Annotated in this window: 13 protein-coding genes; 8 read left to right on the forward strand and 5 right to left on the reverse strand. The window is 67.6% G+C overall.

Going from position 1 to position 18,668, the window contains the following annotated elements; translation table 11 throughout:
* Positions 1 to 129 precede the first annotated feature (129 nt).
* Positions 130 to 1,134 (reverse strand): glycerophosphodiester phosphodiesterase family protein, encoded by a 1,005-nt coding sequence (locus ABZ717_RS07205; protein WP_358506856.1) that lies wholly within the window; start codon positions 1,132 to 1,134, stop codon positions 130 to 132.
* A gap of 98 nt (positions 1,135 to 1,232) precedes the next feature.
* Complete coding sequence (gene serC / locus ABZ717_RS07210; RefSeq protein ID WP_358506858.1) at positions 1,233 to 2,354, reverse strand: phosphoserine transaminase; 1,122 nt, start codon at positions 2,352 to 2,354, stop codon at positions 1,233 to 1,235.
* Between the two features lie 223 nt (positions 2,355 to 2,577).
* Here serC and ABZ717_RS07215 point away from each other — a divergent pair, with 223 nt between their 5' ends.
* The 5 genes from ABZ717_RS07215 to ABZ717_RS07235 all read left to right on the forward strand — a co-directional run bounded on the left by ABZ717_RS07215 (position 2,578) and on the right by ABZ717_RS07235 (position 11,709).
* Positions 2,578 to 6,306: an ABC transporter substrate-binding protein gene (locus tag ABZ717_RS07215; RefSeq protein ID WP_358506860.1), complete on the forward strand. Its 3,729-nt coding sequence runs from the start codon at positions 2,578 to 2,580 to the stop codon at positions 6,304 to 6,306.
* 87 nt (positions 6,307 to 6,393) lie between these two features.
* Entirely contained in the window at positions 6,394 to 7,047 is a 654-nt protein-coding gene (gene pdxH / locus ABZ717_RS07220; protein ID WP_358506862.1) for a pyridoxamine 5'-phosphate oxidase, read from the forward strand.
* Between the two features lie 381 nt (positions 7,048 to 7,428).
* Positions 7,429 to 8,127, forward strand: a complete 699-nt coding sequence (locus ABZ717_RS07225) for an iron dependent repressor, metal binding and dimerization domain protein (RefSeq protein WP_358506864.1) — start codon at positions 7,429 to 7,431, stop codon at positions 8,125 to 8,127.
* A 152-nt stretch (positions 8,128 to 8,279) separates the two neighbouring features.
* Positions 8,280 to 10,583 carry a SpoIIE family protein phosphatase gene (locus tag ABZ717_RS07230; RefSeq protein WP_358506866.1) on the forward strand — a complete coding sequence of 768 codons (2,304 nt, stop codon included), beginning with the start codon at positions 8,280 to 8,282 and terminating at the stop codon, positions 10,581 to 10,583.
* A gap of 394 nt (positions 10,584 to 10,977) precedes the next feature.
* A complete protein-coding gene (locus tag ABZ717_RS07235; RefSeq protein ID WP_358506868.1) occupies positions 10,978 to 11,709 on the forward strand; it encodes an NPP1 family protein in 732 nt (243 codons plus the stop codon).
* A gap of 129 nt (positions 11,710 to 11,838) precedes the next feature.
* Here ABZ717_RS07235 and ABZ717_RS07240 read toward each other — a convergent pair whose 3' ends face one another.
* Positions 11,839 to 12,006 carry a hypothetical protein gene (locus ABZ717_RS07240; protein ID WP_358506870.1) on the reverse strand — a complete coding sequence of 56 codons (168 nt, stop codon included), beginning with the start codon at positions 12,004 to 12,006 and terminating at the stop codon, positions 11,839 to 11,841.
* Positions 12,007 to 12,247: 241 nt separating this feature from the next.
* Positions 12,248 to 13,390 (reverse strand): acyl-CoA dehydrogenase family protein, encoded by a 1,143-nt coding sequence (locus tag ABZ717_RS07245; RefSeq protein ID WP_358506872.1) that lies wholly within the window; start codon positions 13,388 to 13,390, stop codon positions 12,248 to 12,250.
* A 206-nt stretch (positions 13,391 to 13,596) separates the two neighbouring features.
* On the opposite strand from ABZ717_RS07245, the gene ABZ717_RS07250 reads away from it, so the two are divergent.
* The 3 genes from ABZ717_RS07250 to ABZ717_RS07260 all read left to right on the forward strand — a co-directional run bounded on the left by ABZ717_RS07250 (position 13,597) and on the right by ABZ717_RS07260 (position 17,228).
* Positions 13,597 to 15,651: an MDR family MFS transporter gene (locus ABZ717_RS07250; protein WP_358506873.1), complete on the forward strand. Its 2,055-nt coding sequence runs from the start codon at positions 13,597 to 13,599 to the stop codon at positions 15,649 to 15,651.
* Between the two features lie 105 nt (positions 15,652 to 15,756).
* Positions 15,757 to 16,899, forward strand: a complete 1,143-nt coding sequence (locus tag ABZ717_RS07255) for an acetyl-CoA C-acetyltransferase (protein WP_358506875.1) — start codon at positions 15,757 to 15,759, stop codon at positions 16,897 to 16,899.
* A gap of 104 nt (positions 16,900 to 17,003) precedes the next feature.
* A complete protein-coding gene (locus ABZ717_RS07260) occupies positions 17,004 to 17,228 on the forward strand; it encodes a hypothetical protein (RefSeq protein ID WP_358506877.1) in 225 nt (74 codons plus the stop codon).
* Between the two features lie 106 nt (positions 17,229 to 17,334).
* Here the strand turns inward: ABZ717_RS07260 and ABZ717_RS07265 are convergent, their stop codons facing one another.
* The gene (locus ABZ717_RS07265; RefSeq protein ID WP_358506879.1) at positions 17,335 to 18,582 is read right to left on the reverse strand and encodes a crosslink repair DNA glycosylase YcaQ family protein; all 1,248 of its coding nucleotides are present in this window, start codon (positions 18,580 to 18,582) and stop codon (positions 17,335 to 17,337) included.
* Between the last annotated feature and the right edge of the window lie 86 nt (positions 18,583 to 18,668).

The following is an 18,668-nucleotide window of genomic DNA, read 5'->3' on the forward strand; positions in this document are numbered from 1 at the left end:
CTACCAGCGTTCCCCGTGGAAGCGGCTGATCGTCATGTTCGCCGGCCCGGGCATGAACCTGGTGCTGGGACGCCGGAGTCGACCACAAGTACAAGACCACGGGGGATCAGGGCCCGGTGCCGGGACGGTCTAGTCGGTCGGCTGGGGGTCCAGGAAGTGCTCTCGACACAAGAAGGCGTGCCGAGAGAAATCACTGAACACGCCGTCCACGCCGACCTCGAAGAACGCCTCGTACTCGGCGGCGAAACCCCCGTAGTCCTTGGGGTCACCGTCCGAACGCAGGTCGGTGGGCAGGAAGTGGTTCTCGCTGCGGAAAGTGAACGGGTGCACCAGCAGCCCGGCCTCGTGGGCGTCGTCGACCAGGGTGGTGGGCTGACCCAGCGAACCGTCCTCGTTGGTGGTGATGACCAGGCTCTTGTGCGGTCCGATGGCGTGCGCGAACGTCGCCACCTCGGCCAACCCCTCCGGCGTCGTGTAGTGCAGCCAGTGCTCCTCGGTGCCCATCAGGTACACCAGCGGCAGCCCGGTCTCGGCGAGCTTGCGCAGGCTCTCGGCCTCGAAGGACTGGAGGAACACCGGGACCCGGGGCTCCTCGCCGACCAACTCCGCCTCACGCAGCGCCGCGATCAGCTTCGGCTCCAGGTCCAGACCCTGCTCGACGTGGTGGGCGGGGTGCTTGGTCTCGGGGTAGATCCCGACCGGGCGACCCAGCTCCTGGGTGAGGGTCAGGGCCAGCTCGATGACCTCCTGGAGCGTGGGGATCTCGTAGGTGCCGTCCATCACCGCGTTGTCCGGCCGCACCTTCGCCATACGCTCGATCGCGCGCAGGGTCTTGATCTCGGCCAGGGTGAAGTCCTGGGCGAAGAACCCCTCCACCGTGCGCCCGTCGATGGTCCGGGTGACCCTCCGATCGGCGAACTCGGGACGGCCGGCCACGTCCGTGGTCTCGCCGATCTCCTGTTCGTGCCGGCAGATCAGGTGGCCGTCCTTGGTGGCGACCAGGTCCATCTCGATGAAGTCGCCGCCGTGCCTGGCCGCCAGCTCATAGGAGGCCAGGGTGTGCTCGGGCCGGTGACCCGAGGCTCCCCGGTGCGAAATGATCTTGATGGGGATTTCTTGCTTGTTCCTGCGCACAGTCGAACCGTCCTGAGAAACGATGAGCGGTAGTAAGAGGAGGAGGCCGACCCACGCACGGCGGGTCGGCTTCCATTCTCCAAGGTCGTCGGACCGGGTCAGGACAGCTTGGTCAGCACGTGGTCGATGCACTCGGTGAGTGCGTTGACGTCGCTGGGCTCCACGGCCGGGAACATCGCCACACGCAGCTGGTTACGGCCGAGCTTGCGGTAGGGCTCGGTGTCCACGACGCCGTTGGCGCGCAGCACCTCGGCGATCCTGGCGGCGTCGACGTCCTCGGAGAAGTCGATGGTGCCGACCACCTGGGAACGCTGGGCCGGGTCCGCCACGAAGGGCGAGGTGACCGAGGTGCGGTCCGCCCAGTTGTAGAGGATCGAGGAGGACTCGTGGGTGCGCGCCACGGTCCACTTCAGCCCACCCTGCTCGTTCATCCACTCCAGCTGCTCGGCCAGGAGCAGCAGGGTGGCCACGGCCGGGGTGTTGTAGGTCTGGTCCTTGGCGGAGTTGGAGATCGCGGTGGGCAGGGAGAAGAACTCGGGGACGTAGCGTCCGCTCGCGGCGATCTCCTCGACCCGGGCCAGGGCCTTGGGCGACATGATCGCGATCCACAGCCCACCGTCGGCGGCGAAGCTCTTCTGTGGGGCGAAGTAGTAGACGTCGGTCTCGGCGATGTCCACCGGCAGACCACCCGCGCCACTGGTGGCGTCCACGAGCACGAGGGCGTCCTCGTCGGCGCCGGCCACACGCTTGATCGGCGCGGCCACACCGGTCGAGGTCTCGTTGTGGGTGAGGGCGTACACGTCCACGCCGGCCTCGGCGACGGCCTCGCCGTGGGTGCCGGGGGCGGTGCTGATGATCGTGGGCTCCGCCAACCACGGAGCGCCCTGGGCGACCTTGGCGAACTTGCTCGAGAACTCACCGAAGGACAGGTGCTGCGACTTGGAGCGCAGCAGTCCGTGCGCGGCGATGTCCCAGAAGGCGGTGGTGCCGCCGTTGCCCAGGACCACCTCGTAGCCGTCGGGCAGGGAGAACAGGCCGCGCACCCCGGCACGGACCCGACCCACGAGGGACTTCACCGGCTTCTTGCGGTGGGAGGTGCCCATGTAATGGGAACCGGAGGCGGCGAGGGCGTCGAGTTGCGCGGCTCGGACTTTGGACGGGCCGCTCCCGAAACGACCGTCGGCGGGCAGCAGGTTCGCGGGAATCTGAATCTCGGTCACACCGCACAGCGTAGTGGTGGACCCGGTGACGCCGCCGGTCAGGGCGGCGATTGGTCGCGTGAAATCACGTGAACGTCGGTAGGTGCCTTCACACGATTGTTCGGTGTCCGGTATTGGACAGCGACGATTTCGCTTCGCCCGGTGAAAAACCGTTCACCTTGTTGTCTAATGGGGCGCTTCCCAGGGGTGATGAGCGATACGAACGGTGGAAGGGAGGCGCTTCGTGACGGACCGGAACGGCAGCGATCGATCGGATGGCACGCCCCGGAGGGCCGGTGACCTGCCCGGTTTCCTTCAGGTCTTCGAGGCGTTGAGGTCACGTCCGCGATGGGGCCTGCATCGAAGGCTGCGTCGTATGGAGGCCCGCGTCGCCCATCGGCGCCCCGCCGGCAAGGGCAAGGTCCAACGCGGCGATCTGGCCGAACCCCCGCCCGTGCTCGACCTGGTGCTGGACGACGCCACCGATCACGCCGAGGTCCGGCGCATGCTCGTCCAACAGTGCGCCGTAGATCCCGTTTGGCTTCTCCCACCTCGGTCCACCGAGAAGCCGGAGGAGACCAGGGAGCCGGGAAAGGCGCGAATGGCCGACCCCGCCCACGATCCGCGTGAATGGTTCAAGGATCAAGGAACGCGTCCCCTGGGTCCCCAGGCCCGCCCCGAACTGGCCGACACCGTGCCGCGCGGCCTGCCCCGGGGGCGCTACGAGGCACTCGACTCCGACACCGACGTCACCACCGACGAGCTCTACGACTACATCGAACACCTGGTGAACGACGGGTTCGCCTGGAAGGACTCCCCACCGAAACCGAAGAGGGGTCGCAGACCTCCACCTCCGCCACGTCTGCCGCGTCTGAACTCCCTGCTGTGGCTGCGCCGCTGCGATCTCATCGAGATCAGGAGCAGGGCGAGCGGTGACCGATCCGAGAAGACCCCCGAACACGGCCGTCTGGAGAACACCAGCCAGGGGCAGACCGCGGTCATCAACGGGTTGCGCGAGGCTCGCCTGAACTACGCGATCCAGTATCGGGCGGACCTCCTGGACCGCGTCGAACAGGCCGGACACGGTTCGAGCGAGGAAGAACCACCCTCGCGTGGCGAGATCTTCAGCGCCACCGCGCTCGTCCACTGGCGCAGACTCGCGCGGGTCGCCGCCGTCACCTCACGTTGGGTCACACGGATCTCGGGCAAGGCCACCTTCGGGCTGGCGGACGAGAAGATCCTCACCCCGCTGGCCTTCATCGTCTCGCTCGTCGTCACCGCCACCCCCTTCGCCTTCGTGGGTCTGGCCGCCCAGCAGCTCGGTGAGATCGTGTCACTGCTGACCGGCGTGTTCCTGGCGGTCGTGTACCTGCTCACCGTTTTCTTCTTCTTCCTGCCGTGGCGCCCCTACCGGTGGCTCAACCACCACCGGTACGTCATGGACCCGGTCGAGGACGACTCCCGGCAAGCACAGGAACCCGCGCCCGAGGGCCAGGGAAGGGTCGGGCGGCACCGCGCACGCGGTGTGCACCTGCTCAACGAGCTCCACCACCCCCAACGCAACAAGGGGCGGATCGGCGGCGCCGATCCGCGGAAGGGGGCCCACCCACCCGGCACCCATCGCATCGCGGTGAACGCGCTACTCGACGACCTCCACCAGGTCTACGGCGCGAACCGAAGTCGCGGGCGGGCCCGTGCCTCCCGCCCCGTCCTCGTCTACGACCAGCGGGGCCTGGGCCGCGTGGGCCGCTACCTCATCCGATTGATCGAGGACGAACGGCTGCGGCGCGCTCTGCCCGACCCCCTGCTGCTGGTGCAGATCCGGGATCGTGACGGGGAGAAGCCGCTGATCGGCGGTGAGATCGCCGTCGCCAGGTACAAGAATCTGCCGGAGTTCGACGGGACCGACTCGGTCCCCAAGGAGATCCGTGGCTGGCACCGTGAACGCCACCTGTCCGGCGCGCTCGGCGCCCGACGCACCCTTACCCTGCACGTCGCCGGGCGGCCACCGGAGTCGCGGGAGAGGAGCTGGCGGACCGAACCCACGTGGGTGATGACCCGCCCCGTCAAGGCCGCTGCGGTGAGCACGGGCGCGGTCGCGGTGACCGGCTTCCTCGTACTGGCCGGTCTGGTCCTGATCCCGGAGCAAGCACAGGCGCTCCATCCGTGTATCGATGAGGGGTCCTGGGTGCCCCAGGGCATTACCAGGGTCAAGGGCAAGGATCGGAAGGAATGCTATGGGGTGACCTTCGGCGACTTCGTATTCGACGAACGGCTGCGGGAGGTCACCGAGCTGATCGGGGACCAGAACGACGCGGTGGACGACTCGGGGAAGCCCTACGTGACGATCGCCTATGTCGGGGAACTGAGCGCTGCGGATTCCAAGGACGCTAAGTACGTCGAGGACGTTAAGGCCTTCAAGAAGGACACCAAGGACTCCGAGGACTCCTCTCCGGTCGAAAACGACGGCTCCGAGCTGGCAGGGGTCCAGGGCGAACTGCTTGGTCTCGCCTACCAGCAGGAACTACAAAACGATGAACGGGGAAAGGATCGGCCCAACATCAAAATCCTCCTCGGCAACGTGGGGGAGGACTGGACGTACTCCAAGGAGACGGCCAAGGAGATCGTCGATATGGCGAAGGATGAGAGCCTCGCCATGGATCGACCGATCGCCGCCATCGGCTTCGGGCACAGCGTGGTCAACAACAGCTTGGCCATCAGGGAGGTCGGCAAAGCGTCCCTGACGATGATGGGGACCACCGCCACCTTCGACGACGTCGCTCGTTCCGGGGCCGGAGGGCACAATCGCTTCTTCTTTCCGGTGGCGCCGTCCAACAGTCGCATCGCGGCGCAGGCCGCCCAATGGGCCTTAGAGGGTGTCTCTTGGACCGACCCCGAGGGGGCGGAACACGGCCTACCCGAGCATAAGACGGCCGTGGCGCTCGCTGACGCCGAGACCGACGCCAAAAATAATGAGCACGAACAGTACGGTCGGCACTTGGCGCAGGAGTTCATGGAGGCCTTCGTCAAGGGCAGTGAGACAAAAGACGGTGAGATAAATGGAGAGGCCTGGCGCAGCTCGGAGGTCCTCGACTCCGACGAGTACGACAGCCAGGGGGTTCTGCTTTACCAGGACAAAACGACCCTCCGCGAACAACTGAGGGGAATCTGCTCGGATGACCCGCCCGACCTGATCTACTACGCCGGTCGCTCGGAGGACTTCTCCGGGTTCTACAACGCACTCATTCATTCCAAGGGAGCGAAGTGCAGCAGCGGTGAAGTGACCATCCTCGGTGGTGACGACATATCCAAGCACCTCTCCGACGAGGAGCAGACCATCGAGGATTCTGCCGAAACCCATCCGGTCTTCTACACGCCGCTGGCACCCAGCGGCCCCTGGGGAACCGAAGAGGAAGAGGAAGGTCTCAGCGGTAGCGGCCAGGGCTTCTACTCCGCTATGAGTCGACTCGTGTGCGAGCACTACGGGAGAGGGTCCCAGCAGGACTGCGCCGATAAGGAGTTGTGGGATAAGAATCTGCTGCCCGCGGACTGGTTGCCCTCCATTGCCCACGCGGCCATCGGCAACGACGCCCTCCTGGTTATCGCCGACGCCCTGCCTCCCACCGGACCGACCAAGGGGGAACCGGCGAACGACGGGTTGCGGCAGCGGCTCGGTCTCGACCAGCAGCCCTTTCTGCGCACCGATGACGACTACGAGGAGAAGCGGGACGAACTGTACGGCCAGGTCGAGGAGTTCGAAGGGCTAACCGGGGTCTCCGGGTACATCAACTTCGACAACGACAACGACGGCAACTGGCTCGGCGGGCGCATGGTCCAACTGGTGCTCGTCGGCCCCAGGGTCACCGACCAGACCGGCGACGTGCAACGTCAGCACGTCCTCCAACGCTGCGGTACGCGCAATTCCACCACCGTCGAGCCGGGCCCGCAGTGCCTGCCGGTGGACGTGGGGTGATGACGGGCGGCGGGGGAGGACCCGTGGACACGCGGGAGGCGGGGGGCGGCCGGCGCCGCCCGGCCCCGACGCGAGATCATGCCGGGTGTGGACCACCAGAACCCCGCCGAGCTGCGGAAACCGTACATGGGTGAGCCCTTGCGTCGATCGGATCTGGCGGAATCGCCGATGGCCCAGTTCCACCTGTGGTTCGACCAGGCCTGCGAGGCGGGTCTGGCCGAACCCAACGCCATGGTGCTGTCGTCGGTGGAACCGTCGGGCCTTCCCCGGTCGCGCACGGTGCTCATGAAGGGCTATGACGGCTCGGGACTGCGCTTCTTCACCAACTACACCTCGCGCAAGGGTCGTGCCCTGGCCGCCGATCCGCGGGCGTCGGTGGTGTTCCCCTGGCACGCGATCCGCCGCCAGGTGCTGTTCGCGGGTGTGGTGGAACGCCTCGACGACGAGGAGAACGACCGCTACTTCGCGTCCCGACCACGCGGCTCCCAGCTGGGCGCCTGGGCGAGTGAACGGCAATCGCGGCCGGTCGCCGATCGCGAGGAGTTGGATCACCTGTTCCACGAGTTCGACTCGGTGTGGGGCGAGGACGAGGCCATCCCGCGGCCCGAGTACTGGGGCGGGTATCGGCTGATCCCGCAGGAGGTGGAATTCTGGCAGGGTGGTCCGGACCGCATGCACGACCGGTTCCGCTACCTGCTCGGCGCGGACGGGGAATGGACGATCGACCGCCTCGCTCCCTAAGGGAACCGGGTGGCCGGGCCGCTACGGGGTGATGTTGGTCGCTTCGTACATGAGTTCGGGAGTCGTCGAGTCACGATTCGGGACGTGGGCAGGGGTCTTAAGTAGTTCATTTTTCAACCGAATGGCCTGCACACCTGTGACCTCGGTCCCTTGCGTCACATGAGTCTCACGGGTCGTTCGTGTCCGCATCGTGAGACGAAGGGGAAAATCAGGCTCGGCGCGCCAGGATATGCTTGGTGCATCGGTGGTCGCTCCAGCGGTACCTCGGACGTCCCGGTCCCACCCGGCCCCAGGGAATCACGTGGTCCCGGCCTGTGTTGAGAGAGACCTGCCGTGCTTGTCGTGACCGCGCGACGAGCACAGAGCCTTGGGAGGGGAGTCTTGACCGCACACGGGCTGATCGACACCACGGAGATGTATCTCCGTACGGTCTTCGAGCTCGAGGAAGAGGGCATCGTCCCGCTTCGAGCGCGTATCGCCGAGCGCCTGCACCAGAGCGGACCAACGGTGAGCCAGACGGTCGCCCGTATGGAGCGCGACGGACTGCTGCGGGTCGAGAACGACCGTCACCTGGTGATGACCGAGGAGGGGCGCAGGCTGGCCACCCACGTCATGCGCAAGCACCGGCTCGCCGAGCGCCTTCTGGTCGACGTCATCGGGCTGCCCTGGGAGGACGTCCACATCGAGGCCTGTCGCTGGGAGCACGTCATCTCCGAGGAGGTCGAGAAGCGCCTGGTGACGCTGCTCAACGCCCCCTCGGTGTGCCCGCACGGCAACCCGATCCCCGGCCTCGACGAGCTGGGCCTGGAGGGGTACGCCCCCGAACCGTTCACCGACGACTCCATCGTGCCGATGGTGGACGCGGCCTCGAACACGGACACCACCGTCACCGTGCGTCGCATCAGTGAACAGCTCCAGCCGGACGCCGACATCATGCTCACCTTGCGCGAATCCGGGGTACAACCCGGACAGGAAGTGGTCCTTCGGGCTTCGGACGGCGGAGTGCGGATCATCGGCGAGGACGGTCACAGCGACCTCCCCGCGGATGTTGCCGGGCACATCTTCGTCGCCAAGCCGTGAAACGTCCGTACACGTTGATTGGTTGTTCATCGGGATTGTCTCATTGCGCTGCGGGAACGTTGACGGTGTTGCTACGCTCGCCCCAAGGTGCGGTCGTTCGGGGTACCCGGAGCGGGCATGTATGCAGCTCATGACGGCGAGGTGGCGGCTAGATGACACGGTGGGGTGAGCCCTTCCGGGAGAGTGACGCGCTCGCCACGGCAGAGGTCGTGGATCAGGCCGAGATCGCCATCGTCGTCATCGACCGGTTCAGCCTCCTTCGGTACTGGAACCCCTACGCTCGCGAGCTGTTCGGGTTCATGGGCGGTCGTGACCACATCGGCCTGTCCCTACTGGACATCGGCATCCACGAGTCCGACCGCGAACACGCCTCCCAACTGGCCCGCCGCGTCCTTCGCGGCGAACCGTGGGAGGGCACCTTCGCGGTGCTCAAGGGCGACTCCACCTGGATCCACGTGCGAGCGCAGGCCGTGCCCATGCGCGACGACTCGGGCGAGATCGACGGCATAACCCTCATCGCCCGCGAGGCCCTGCGCAGTGGTCGGGTCGAGGAACAGTACGGGCTGCTCGAACGGATCGGCAGCCGCCTGGCCGGCTCCCTGGAGTTCGACTCCACCGTCAAGGGCGTGGCCGGGATCCTCGTCCCCCAGTTCGCCGACCACTGCTTCATCGACCTCTACGACCACGAACGGTTGGTCCGGCAGGTCTCCGTGCACGCCGAGGGCTGGACGCCCCCGCCCCGCACCTGGTTCGACGTCGGGGACGAGGTCCGCTACCCCGAACGCCACTTCGTCACCCAGGCGCTGCGTCGACTCGAAACCGTGGTCAGCAGCGACTACCTGTACGAGAACTCGCCCAACGACCGCTCCGACCGGGTCTCCCGCCAGGTCGGCGTCACCTCCGCGATCGCCGCGCCGCTCCGTGCCCGTGGTGAGGTGCTGGGCGTGCTCACCCTGGCCCTGTCCGGCCTCTCCCCTCGACAGAAGAGCAGCTACGGCGGCTTCGACCGCGACCTGGTCGGCGCCATCGCCTCCCGGGTCGCCCTGGCCATCGACAACGCCCGTCTGTTCGAGCAGGAACGCTCCACGGCGCTGGCCTTCCAGAACAGCCTGTTGCCCGGTGACTTCCCTCCCCTGGACGGGCTGACGGTCGCCAAGCAGTACCTGCCGGCCGGTCCGCTGGAGGCGCACGGCCACGGGGTGCAGACCCAGGTGGGCGGAGACTTCTACGACGCCATCCCCCTGTCCGCCGGACGGGTGGGCCTGGTCATCGGTGACGTGGAGGGCCGCGGCCCGCACGCCGCCGCCGTCATGGGCCAGCTGCGCGCCGCCCTGCGCGCCTTCGCCCAGGCCGACCGCGAACCCGCCGACATCCTGCGCGAGCTGGACGAGTGGGTGCGCCAGCTGGGCACCCCCGACGACAAGGGCGGGGTCTGGATCCCCAGCGTCAGTTGCCTGTACATGGTCTACGACGCCTGGTCCCGGGAGTTGTCCTACGCCAACGCCGGGCACGCGTCGCCCCTCCTCATCAACTCCGACACCGTGGAGACCCTGGACCTGGAGGTCACCGACCGCATGCTCGGCGTTCGCGCCAAGGGCGGGTCGGGGGAGGACATCGTCTACCACCAGGCCGACCTGCGCCTGCCCACCGGCGCGACCCTGGTGATGTACACCGACGGTCTGGTGGATCGCAAACCCGTGGGCGGCAAGTCCGACCCCGAACGTGCCCTGGCGCAGCTGACCGAACGCGTCGCCGAGGTCGCGGACAAGGACGTCGAACAGATCGCCGAGGCGGCCGTGTACAGCGTGCCGGGCGAGCTGGACGACGACACCGCGCTGTTGGTCGTGCGCACGCACTCCGAGGAGTTGGCGCTGCGCGAGGGCTGGTTCCCGTCCGAGGCCTCCACCGTGGGCGAGGCCCGACACCTGGCCGCGGACACCTTCAAGGAGTGGGGCGTCGATCGGGACCAGGCCGAACTGGCCTGCCTCCTTGTCTCGGAGATCGTCACCAACGTGGTCATCCACGCCACCCCTCGCCCCGTGCACCGTGAGTTCACCGGCGGCGGGGTGCTGGACTCGGAGACCCCGCTGGAGGGCGGCGGAGCGCCCGACGAGTTCGACGAGGACTGGAGCGACCTCTTGGAGGCCGTCGCGGAGGAGGACGAGTCCAGCGACGACTCCGGCGACAAGGAGTTCCTGCTCCGGTTGCGCCGTGGCGCCAACGCCGTGTGGGTGGAGGTCTTCGACCACGACCTGCGACTTCCCCGGATCCGCAGCGCCGCCGCCGACGACGAGGGCGGACGTGGCCTGTACCTGGTGGAGCAGCTCGCCAGCCGGTGGGGTTCGCGTCCCACACCGGACGGCAAGGCCGTGTGGTTCGAGATGCCGATGCACGCCCCCGAAGAGGCCGAGGACGTGGCGGCCGACGAGGCGGAGAAGGTCGACGAGGACGTCTGAGCCGGCGTGCGGCGGTGTGCCGGGCGGGTCACCGCCGCACACCGCCGCCCCGACCGACCCGGTCCTTCCGGTCTGCGACCACCACCATCGGCCACGGGGATCTCGAAGTGCCGATTCGATGATTCACCCTCTTTTCCCAGGTGGGGTAACGTGCCCCGTTAAACCTGTTCCGGGTCGCTGAAAAAAGGCCGTCAGAACACCTTGCCTTGCTGTAGTCGGATGGTTACTTTATCCAGTGGTAAACGGACATCCCGCTGCGGAAATGGTGGTGTGTGCATTGTCGTCCGGGGCGGGAAAACTGGTCCTGAGTTCCACCGGTGATTTCGGGGGAGAAAGCCCCGATGGGATCGCCGGCCCCCTTCGGCGACCCTGGGTGTTCGCCAAGAGGGGTGGTGTGTCCCTCCTCGGGGCCTTCGCGATCGTGCTTGCCCTCGCGGCTCCGGCGTTCGCCGAGCCCCCGACCTCCCTGCCCGCGAATTCCTCCGAGGCCGAAGCGAAATGGCAACCGGCCTTCGACTACGACACGGACGGTTGTTATTCGACGCCCGCGATCGGACCCGATGGCAGTGTCGCCGAAGGGTTGAACACCTCGGGGGCACTGAACGGAAACTGTCGCGACCAGTCCGACCTGGACAACACCAATTCTTATTCTCGCGCCAAGTGTGATGACAGTGGTTGGTGCGCCTACATGTACGCCCTCTACTTCGAAAAGGACCAGGTCCTGCCCGGATGCTGTGGGCACCGGCACGACCTGGAACACGTCGTGGTGTGGGTCCTCGACGACGAGGCGCGCCACGTGTCGGCCTCGGCGCACGGAGACTACGACACCCGGGCGGCGGAGGACCTCCTCTGGGAGGGCACGCACCCCAAGATCGTCTACCACAAGGACGGCGCCTCCACCCACGCCTTCCGGTTCGCCGCCGACCACGACGACCCACCCGAGAACCACTACGGGGTCTGGCAGTACCCGGACCTGGTGGGCTGGGACGGCTACCCCGAGGGGATCAGGGACATCCTCGTGAGGGCCGACTACGGCTCCGCGCAGCTCGACCTCAAGGACGAGCGGTTCGGTGACTCGCTCGCCAAGGCCGTTCCCGACGGGATCGACTTCGACCCGTACGCCTGAACCATCGAGGCCGAGGCTCGGGCGGCCGGTCCCCACCCGCCTATGGGATCGTTCGTTCGTGCCTCGCCGATTCTCCGGACGCCGAAGGGCCCGCCTCGTGAGGCGGGCCCTTGGTGTGTTCGACGTCGGTTAGCGCCAGGACCAGGCCCACAGCAGCATGCAGACGAAGATGAAGACCAGGACGATGGCACCGGTCTTCCACGGAATGTGGACCTTCGGACGGAGCTTGCGGACGCCGAGGACCAACAGGATGACCAACAGCCCCATCACGATGAGGCCGTCCCACGCTCCGCTCATGACCGGGACCCTTCCGAACGGGGGTTTAGGGCATGTTCCGCGAATACATACCCTGCTGCGCGGCGCCCCAGCGGCACCGTCACTGCGTTCTCATCAGTCGACAGCCAAACCCGGGCGGGCCCCCGCTGTGCGACACTGCCGAGCTTGCGAGGCCGTGCACAGTAGGGGCACTCCTTCTTCGGCCTTGTGCCGGCACCACTGGATGCGCCGCTCGCGACGGGCAGCATCCACGGAATACGCCCTACAGACCCAGGCCCCGGCCCACGATCTCCTTCATGATCTCGGTGGTGCCACCGAAGATCGTCTGGACGCGTGAGTCCTGCCAAGCCCGTGCCACGGGGTATTCCATCATGTACCCGTACCCACCGTGAAGCTGGAGGCAACGGTCCATGACCCGGTTGCACATCTCGGTGGTCCACCACTTGGCCTTCGCGGCGTCCTCGACGGTGAGCTCACCCCGGTTGAGCAGCTGGACCGCCCGGTCCACGTAGGTGCGGCCCAGGTCCACCTCGGTGGCCGACTCGGCCAGGACGAAACGGGTGTTCTGGAAGCGTCCGATAGGTCGACCGAAGGCGGTGCGGTCACGGCAGTACTCGATGGTGTGCTGGAGCATGAAGTCGGCCGAGGCCACCGCGCAGGTGGCGATGGACAATCGCTCCTGCGGCAGGTTCCGCATCAGGTGGATGAAGCCCTGGCCCTCGGTGCCGATGAGGTTGGCCGCGGGCACGCGCACGTCGTCGAAGAACAGTTCGGCGGTGTCCTGCGCCTTCATGCCGACCTTGTCGAGGTTGCGGCCACGGTCGAAGCCGGGCGTATCGCGTTCGACGCAGATCAGGGAGAAGCCCTGCGCACCCGCCTCGGGGTCGGTCTGGGCGACCACGACCACCAGGTCGGCGTTGATGCCGTTGGTGATGAAGGTCTTGGCGCCGTTGAGCACGAACTCGTCGCCGTCGCGTACCGCGGAGGTCTTGATCCCTTGGAGGTCGCTGCCGGTCCCGGGCTCGGTCATGGCGATGGCGGTGATCAGCTCACCGGAGGCGAAGCCCGGCAGCCAGCGCTTCTTCTGCTCGTCGTTGGTCAGGCCCACCAGGTAGGGGGCCATGACGTCGTTCTGGAGGGTGACGCCGAGGCCTGTGGCGTGGGCACGGCAGATCTCCTCGTTGACGATCTGGTTGTAGCGGTAGTCGTGGACGCCGGTACCCCCGTACTCCTCGGGCACGCCGTGACCGAGCAGCCCGACCCGGCCCGCCCCGACCCACACCTGACGGGGGACGACGCCGTCCTTCTCCCACTGGCCGTGGAAGGGCTGGACCTCCCGCTTGAGGAACTCCGCGACCGATTCGCGGAAGAGTTCCTGGTCGGCGTCGAAGAGTTCCCGCTTCATGTGCTGCTCCGAGGGTGTCGGGGATCACTGTGTTCCCACACGGTAACCGAATCACGTTCGGTTATGAAGGTCGGGAGGCAAGTGGGGGCAAAGTTCCCGTTCCCCCTGGCGGTTCCCCGACCCGAGGAGGAAGGGGCTTCCTAGTGTGGCCGCAGCGGGGGCGCCGGACGGTGAGCGTCGCCTGCCACGATCGGGGAGGCGATTCGATGGCCCGTGGCGGCGGCGCCGACCAGGGCGCGGAGGATCGGCGCGAGCACCAAGGTGCGCGGATCGCGTTGATCATGACCGCCCTGATGCTCACGGTCCTGTTGTCCGCGCTCGACCAAACGATCGTGTCGACCGCGCTGCCGACGATCGTCGCCGACCTGGGCGGGCTCAACCACCTGTCCTGGGTGATCACCGCCTACCTCCTGGCCGTCACCGCCAGCACCCCGCTGTGGGGCAAGCTCGGCGACCAGTTCGGCCGCAAGAAGCTGTTCCTCACCTGCATCGCCGTGTTCCTCGTGGGCTCGATGCTGTGCGGGATCGCCCAGAACATGCTCCAACTGATCCTCTCCCGCGGCTTCCAGGGGATCGGTGGCGGCGGTCTCATGGTGTTGGCCTCGGCCCTCATCGGCGACGTGGTCTCACCACGCGAGCGCGGCAAGTACCAAGGGCTCTTCGGAGCGGTCTTCGGCGTATCCAGTGTCGCGGGCCCTCTCCTGGGCGGGTTGTTCGTGGACCACCTGTCGTGGCGGTGGGTGTTCTACGTGAACCTCCCACTGGGGCTGCTGGCGTTCGTGACGGTCCTGCGCTTCCTGCCCGGCCGTTCGCCCTACGGACGGCAGAACATCGACTACGCGGGCATCGTCCTGCTCGCCGCCACCGCCGTGTGCCTCACCCTGGTCGCCTCCTGGGGCGGGAGCGTGTACGGCTGGCTGTCCTGGCAGATCATCGGCTTGTCGGCGGGCGCGGTGGTCCTCGGCCTGGGCTGGTGGCTCACCGCCCGTCGGGCCACCGACCCGGTCATACCGCTGGGTCTGTTCCGTGATTCCACCGCCGTGGTGGCCATGGCCATCGGCTTCTGCGTGGGCTTCGCGATGATGGGGTCGATGGCGTTCCTGCCGTTGTTCCTCCAGATCGTGCACGGACTGTCTCCGACGGCGTCCGGTCTGCATCTGCTGCCGATGGTCGTGGGCATGCTGATCACCTCCGTCACGAGCGGTCGCCTGGTGACGCACACCGGAAGGTACAAGCCCTATCCGATCGCGGGAATGGCGCTCACCGCGACCGGCCTGTTCCTGATGTCGGGGATGGGGCCGGACAGTTCGCTGCTGGAGATGAGCCTGTACTTCTTCGTCCTGGGCGTCGGCCTGGGCCTGGTGATGCAGGTGGTGGTCGTGGTGGTGCAGAACGCCGTGGCCTACGAGGACCTGGGCGTGGCCACGTCGACGGCCACCTTCTTCCGGTCGATCGGGGGTTCGTTCGGCACGGCCGTGTTCGGCGCGGTCTTCGCCGGACAACTCGCCTCGAACCTGGCCGAGCGCGCGGAGGAGATCCGTCTGCCGCCCGGGGTGAAACCCATGGATCTGGAGTCCGACCCCAGGGCGCTGGATCAACTGTCGCCCGGCGAACAGGCGGGCTTCCTGGAGGCCTACGCCGACGCCATCGACGTCGTCTTCCTGACGGCCGTTCCCGTGGCGATCATCGGGTTCGTGCTGGCGGTGTTCCTGAAGCAGATCCCGTTGCGCACCACCATCACCACCCCGGACCTGGACGAGACCTTCTCCCCGGTGGCGGCGCCGAGCCGGACCACGATCGCTCAGGTCGAGCACGAGATCTACCAGGCCACCGGGGCCGAGGGCGCCGAGACGATGTACGGAAGGTTGCGGGAGGCCGCCGGTCTGGACGTGTCCATCGAGGGCTGCTGGGCGCTCAGCCACCTGGGCGTCAAGGGTCCGCTCTCGGTGGACCAACTGCATCGGTTCTCCGGCCTGGCGGTGTCCCGGTGGAGGAACGTGCACCAAGAACTCTTGGAGAACGGCTACCTGGTCTCCGACAGCGAGCCGTGGGAGTTGAACTGGCGCGGTGAGGACGCCGTCCGCAGACTCTACGAGGCGCAGCGCACCGCGTTGCGCTCCCTGCTCTCGGACTTCGACCCGGACGAGCATCCCGACGTGTTCGAGGTCCTGGAGAAGGTCACCGGGGACACCCTGGGCGATCAACGCGACGCGGGCCGCCTGGGTGACGCCGACGGGGGCCCGGATCGAGAGCGCGGCTGAGCTGGGCCGAGGGCGGGAAGTCGGGGGCGGGGGCTTGCCAGGGAGGTGAAACCGAATACAGTTCGGTTCAATAGGACGTCACATCCCAGCCCCTTGGAGGACCCCGTGGCCGAGGCATACATCGTCGGCGCAGTTCGTACCCCCGTCGGCACCAAGAAGGGCGCGCTCGCCGCGGTGCACCCGGCGGACCTGGGGGCGCACGTCCTCAAGGAACTCATCGAGCGCACCGGGGTCGACCCCTCCGCCGTCGAGGACGTCATCATGGGCGTGGTCAGCCAGGCCGGACCGCAGGCCCTGGACCTGGCCCGCACCGCGTGGCTCTCCGCGGGACTACCCGAGACCGTCGCCGGTGTCACCATCGACCGCCAGTGCGGCTCCTCCCAGCAGTCCATCCACTTCGCCGCCCAGGGCGTCATGTCCGGGACCCAGGACCTCGTCGTGGCGTCCGGTGTGGAGAACATGGGCATGGTGCCGATGGGCTCCAACGTCCAGCACGCCATCGAGAACGGCATCTCGCTGTACGGCGAGGGCTGGATCGAGCGTTACGGGACCCAGGAGATCTCCCAGTTCCGCGGCGCCCAGCTCATGTGTGAGAAGTGGGGCTACAAGCGCGAGCAGCTGGAGCGGTTCGCCCTGGAAAGCCACCGTCGCGCCGCCGCCGCTCTGGAGGCGGGCCACTTCGACTCCCAGATCGCGCCGATCGCCGGCGTCTCCCAGGACGAGGGCGTGCGCCCCGACACCACCATGGAGAAGATGGCCGGACTCAAGCCGCTGCGCGAGGGTTGGGAGCTCACCGCCGCGATCGCCAGCCAGATCTCCGTCGGCGCCGGCGCCCTGCTCATCGCCTCCGAACGCGCGGTGAAGCAGCACGGCCTGACCCCGCTCGCCCGCATCGTCCAGCTGTCGCTGATCGGCGACGACCCGGTCTACATGCTCACCGCGCCCATCCCCGCGACCAAGATCGCCTTGGAGAAGGCCGGTCTGAGCATCGACGACATCGACGTCACCGAGATCAACGAGGCGTTCGCGCCGGTGCCGATGTCGTGGATCGACGAACTGGGCGCCGACCCGGCCAAGGTCAACCCCAACGGTGGCGCCATCGCCCTGGGCCACCCGCTGGGCGCCACCGGTTCGGTCCTGATGACCAAACTGGTCAACGAACTGCACCGCACCGGCGGTCGCTACGGCCTGCAGACCATGTGCGAGGGCGGTGGCCAGGCCAACGTCACCATCATCGAACGCGTCTGACCCGCGCCCCCGAACGGGCCGCGCACCCACGGTGCGCGGCCCGTTCTCGTATCGGATCCAGGAAGCCGCTTGATAGCAGGCATGCAGGCGGTCACGATTCAGGTATGAGTCAGAGCGAGCACCCCACCCGGATGATGCGCGCGGTCACCGACCCGGGCCTGGAGGATGACGAGGCTCGGACGGTCCGAGTCAAACTCGCGCGGGCAGGCCTCCTGGATGAATCGGGTACCCCGCGCTCTCGGCCGAGTCGGGAGGCCGTCGAGAGGGCTCGCCGTGCCGCTGGAGGGGGAACCCCTTTGGAGGGTCTGGTGACGGAAGGCCGCGAGTGAGCGTATTCGCCGACACGTCCGCGATGACCAAGCTCTACGCGGACGAGCACGGAAATCGTGCGGTTCGTGCTCTGGAGCGGTTCACACCGGCGTCCGAAGAGCCCCCTCAGGTCGGGCGTCCCGGCCGGCGTGGGGTGGGGAGCGCCTCGCCGCCCACGCCGTTGTCCAGGCCGAGCCAGTCGGCCATCTCGGCCAGCTGTTCCATGAGCGCCGGCATGGTGTCGGCCGGGGCGTCCTCCTCCAGGGTGATCCGGCGGGCCAGGAGGGTTCCCGACGCGCGGTCGGCCTTGAGGTCGACCCGGGCGACCAGGTCCTCTCCCAGCAGGAACGGCAGCACGTAGTAGCCGTGCACGCGCTTGGCGGCGGGCACGTAGATCTCCAGTCGGTAGCGGAACCCGAACAGCTCCTCGGCCCGGTCGCGTGTCCACACCAGGGAGTCGAAGGGGCTCAGCAGGGCACGGGCCTCGACCTTGCGGGGGATTCGGGCGTCCTTGTGCAGGTAGGCGGTGCGCTCCCGGCCGCGTACGGACACCGGGACCAGTTCACCGGCCTCCACCAGGTCGCCGATGGCGGCGCGGGTCTCGGCGCCCTTGAGCCGGAAGTAGTCGCGCAGATCGGGTTCGGTGGCGATGCCGTGGGCCCGGGCGGCGATGGCCACCAGCTCCCGGTGCGCCTCCTGCGGGGTGGGGTGGGCGAGACCGTGCACCGCGGAGGGCAGCACGCGTTCGGGCAGGTCGTAGCGGCGTTCGAACTGGACGTTGCGTCCGTTGGTGGTGAGGTCGCCGATCCAGAACAGGTATTCCAGGCACTTCTTGACCTCGGACCAGTTCCACCCCCAGTGCTCCTTGGTGCGAGGCGCGTCCTGGGCCAGTGAGCCCTCGACCTCGCGGGCGGTGGCCGGACCGACCCGGGCCACCTCTTCGTAGACGGCCTTGACCAGGTGCGGCTTCTCCTCGCGGATGCCGTTCAACCAGCCGACGCGTTCCTGGGCGCGGTTGCGTTCCATCCGGTGCCGCATGAGCCGGTGGGTTCCGGGTGGCACCAGACTGGCCTCGTGGGCCCAGCACTCGACCAGCCGGGCCGGGCCGGACCCGACGGCGGTGGTGGTCGCCCGGTCCAGCAGGGCGGGGTCGTAGGCGCCCAGGCGGGCGAAGACCGGCAGGTACTGGCTGCGGGCGAGCACGTTCACGCTGTCGATCTGTAGGATCCCGATCCGGCGCAGCACCCGTGCCAGGTGGGCGAGGGTGGGTTCGCCCTTGGGACGTGGATCGGCGAAACCCTGGGCGGCCAAGGCTATGCGGCGGGCCTGGGGTGGGGAGAACTCGGCGTCGCGACGGGGGTGCGGTTCGACCATGCGACCCAACCTAACCTCCGGCACCGACGATCCGAGGTCTTCTCGGTTTCGGAGGGCTTTCCGACCGATCGACGAAAAAACCTTGC

Source organism: Nocardiopsis sp. NPDC006832 (assembly GCF_040635885.1).
In the GTDB taxonomy this organism is placed as follows: domain Bacteria; phylum Actinomycetota; class Actinomycetes; order Streptosporangiales; family Streptosporangiaceae; genus Nocardiopsis.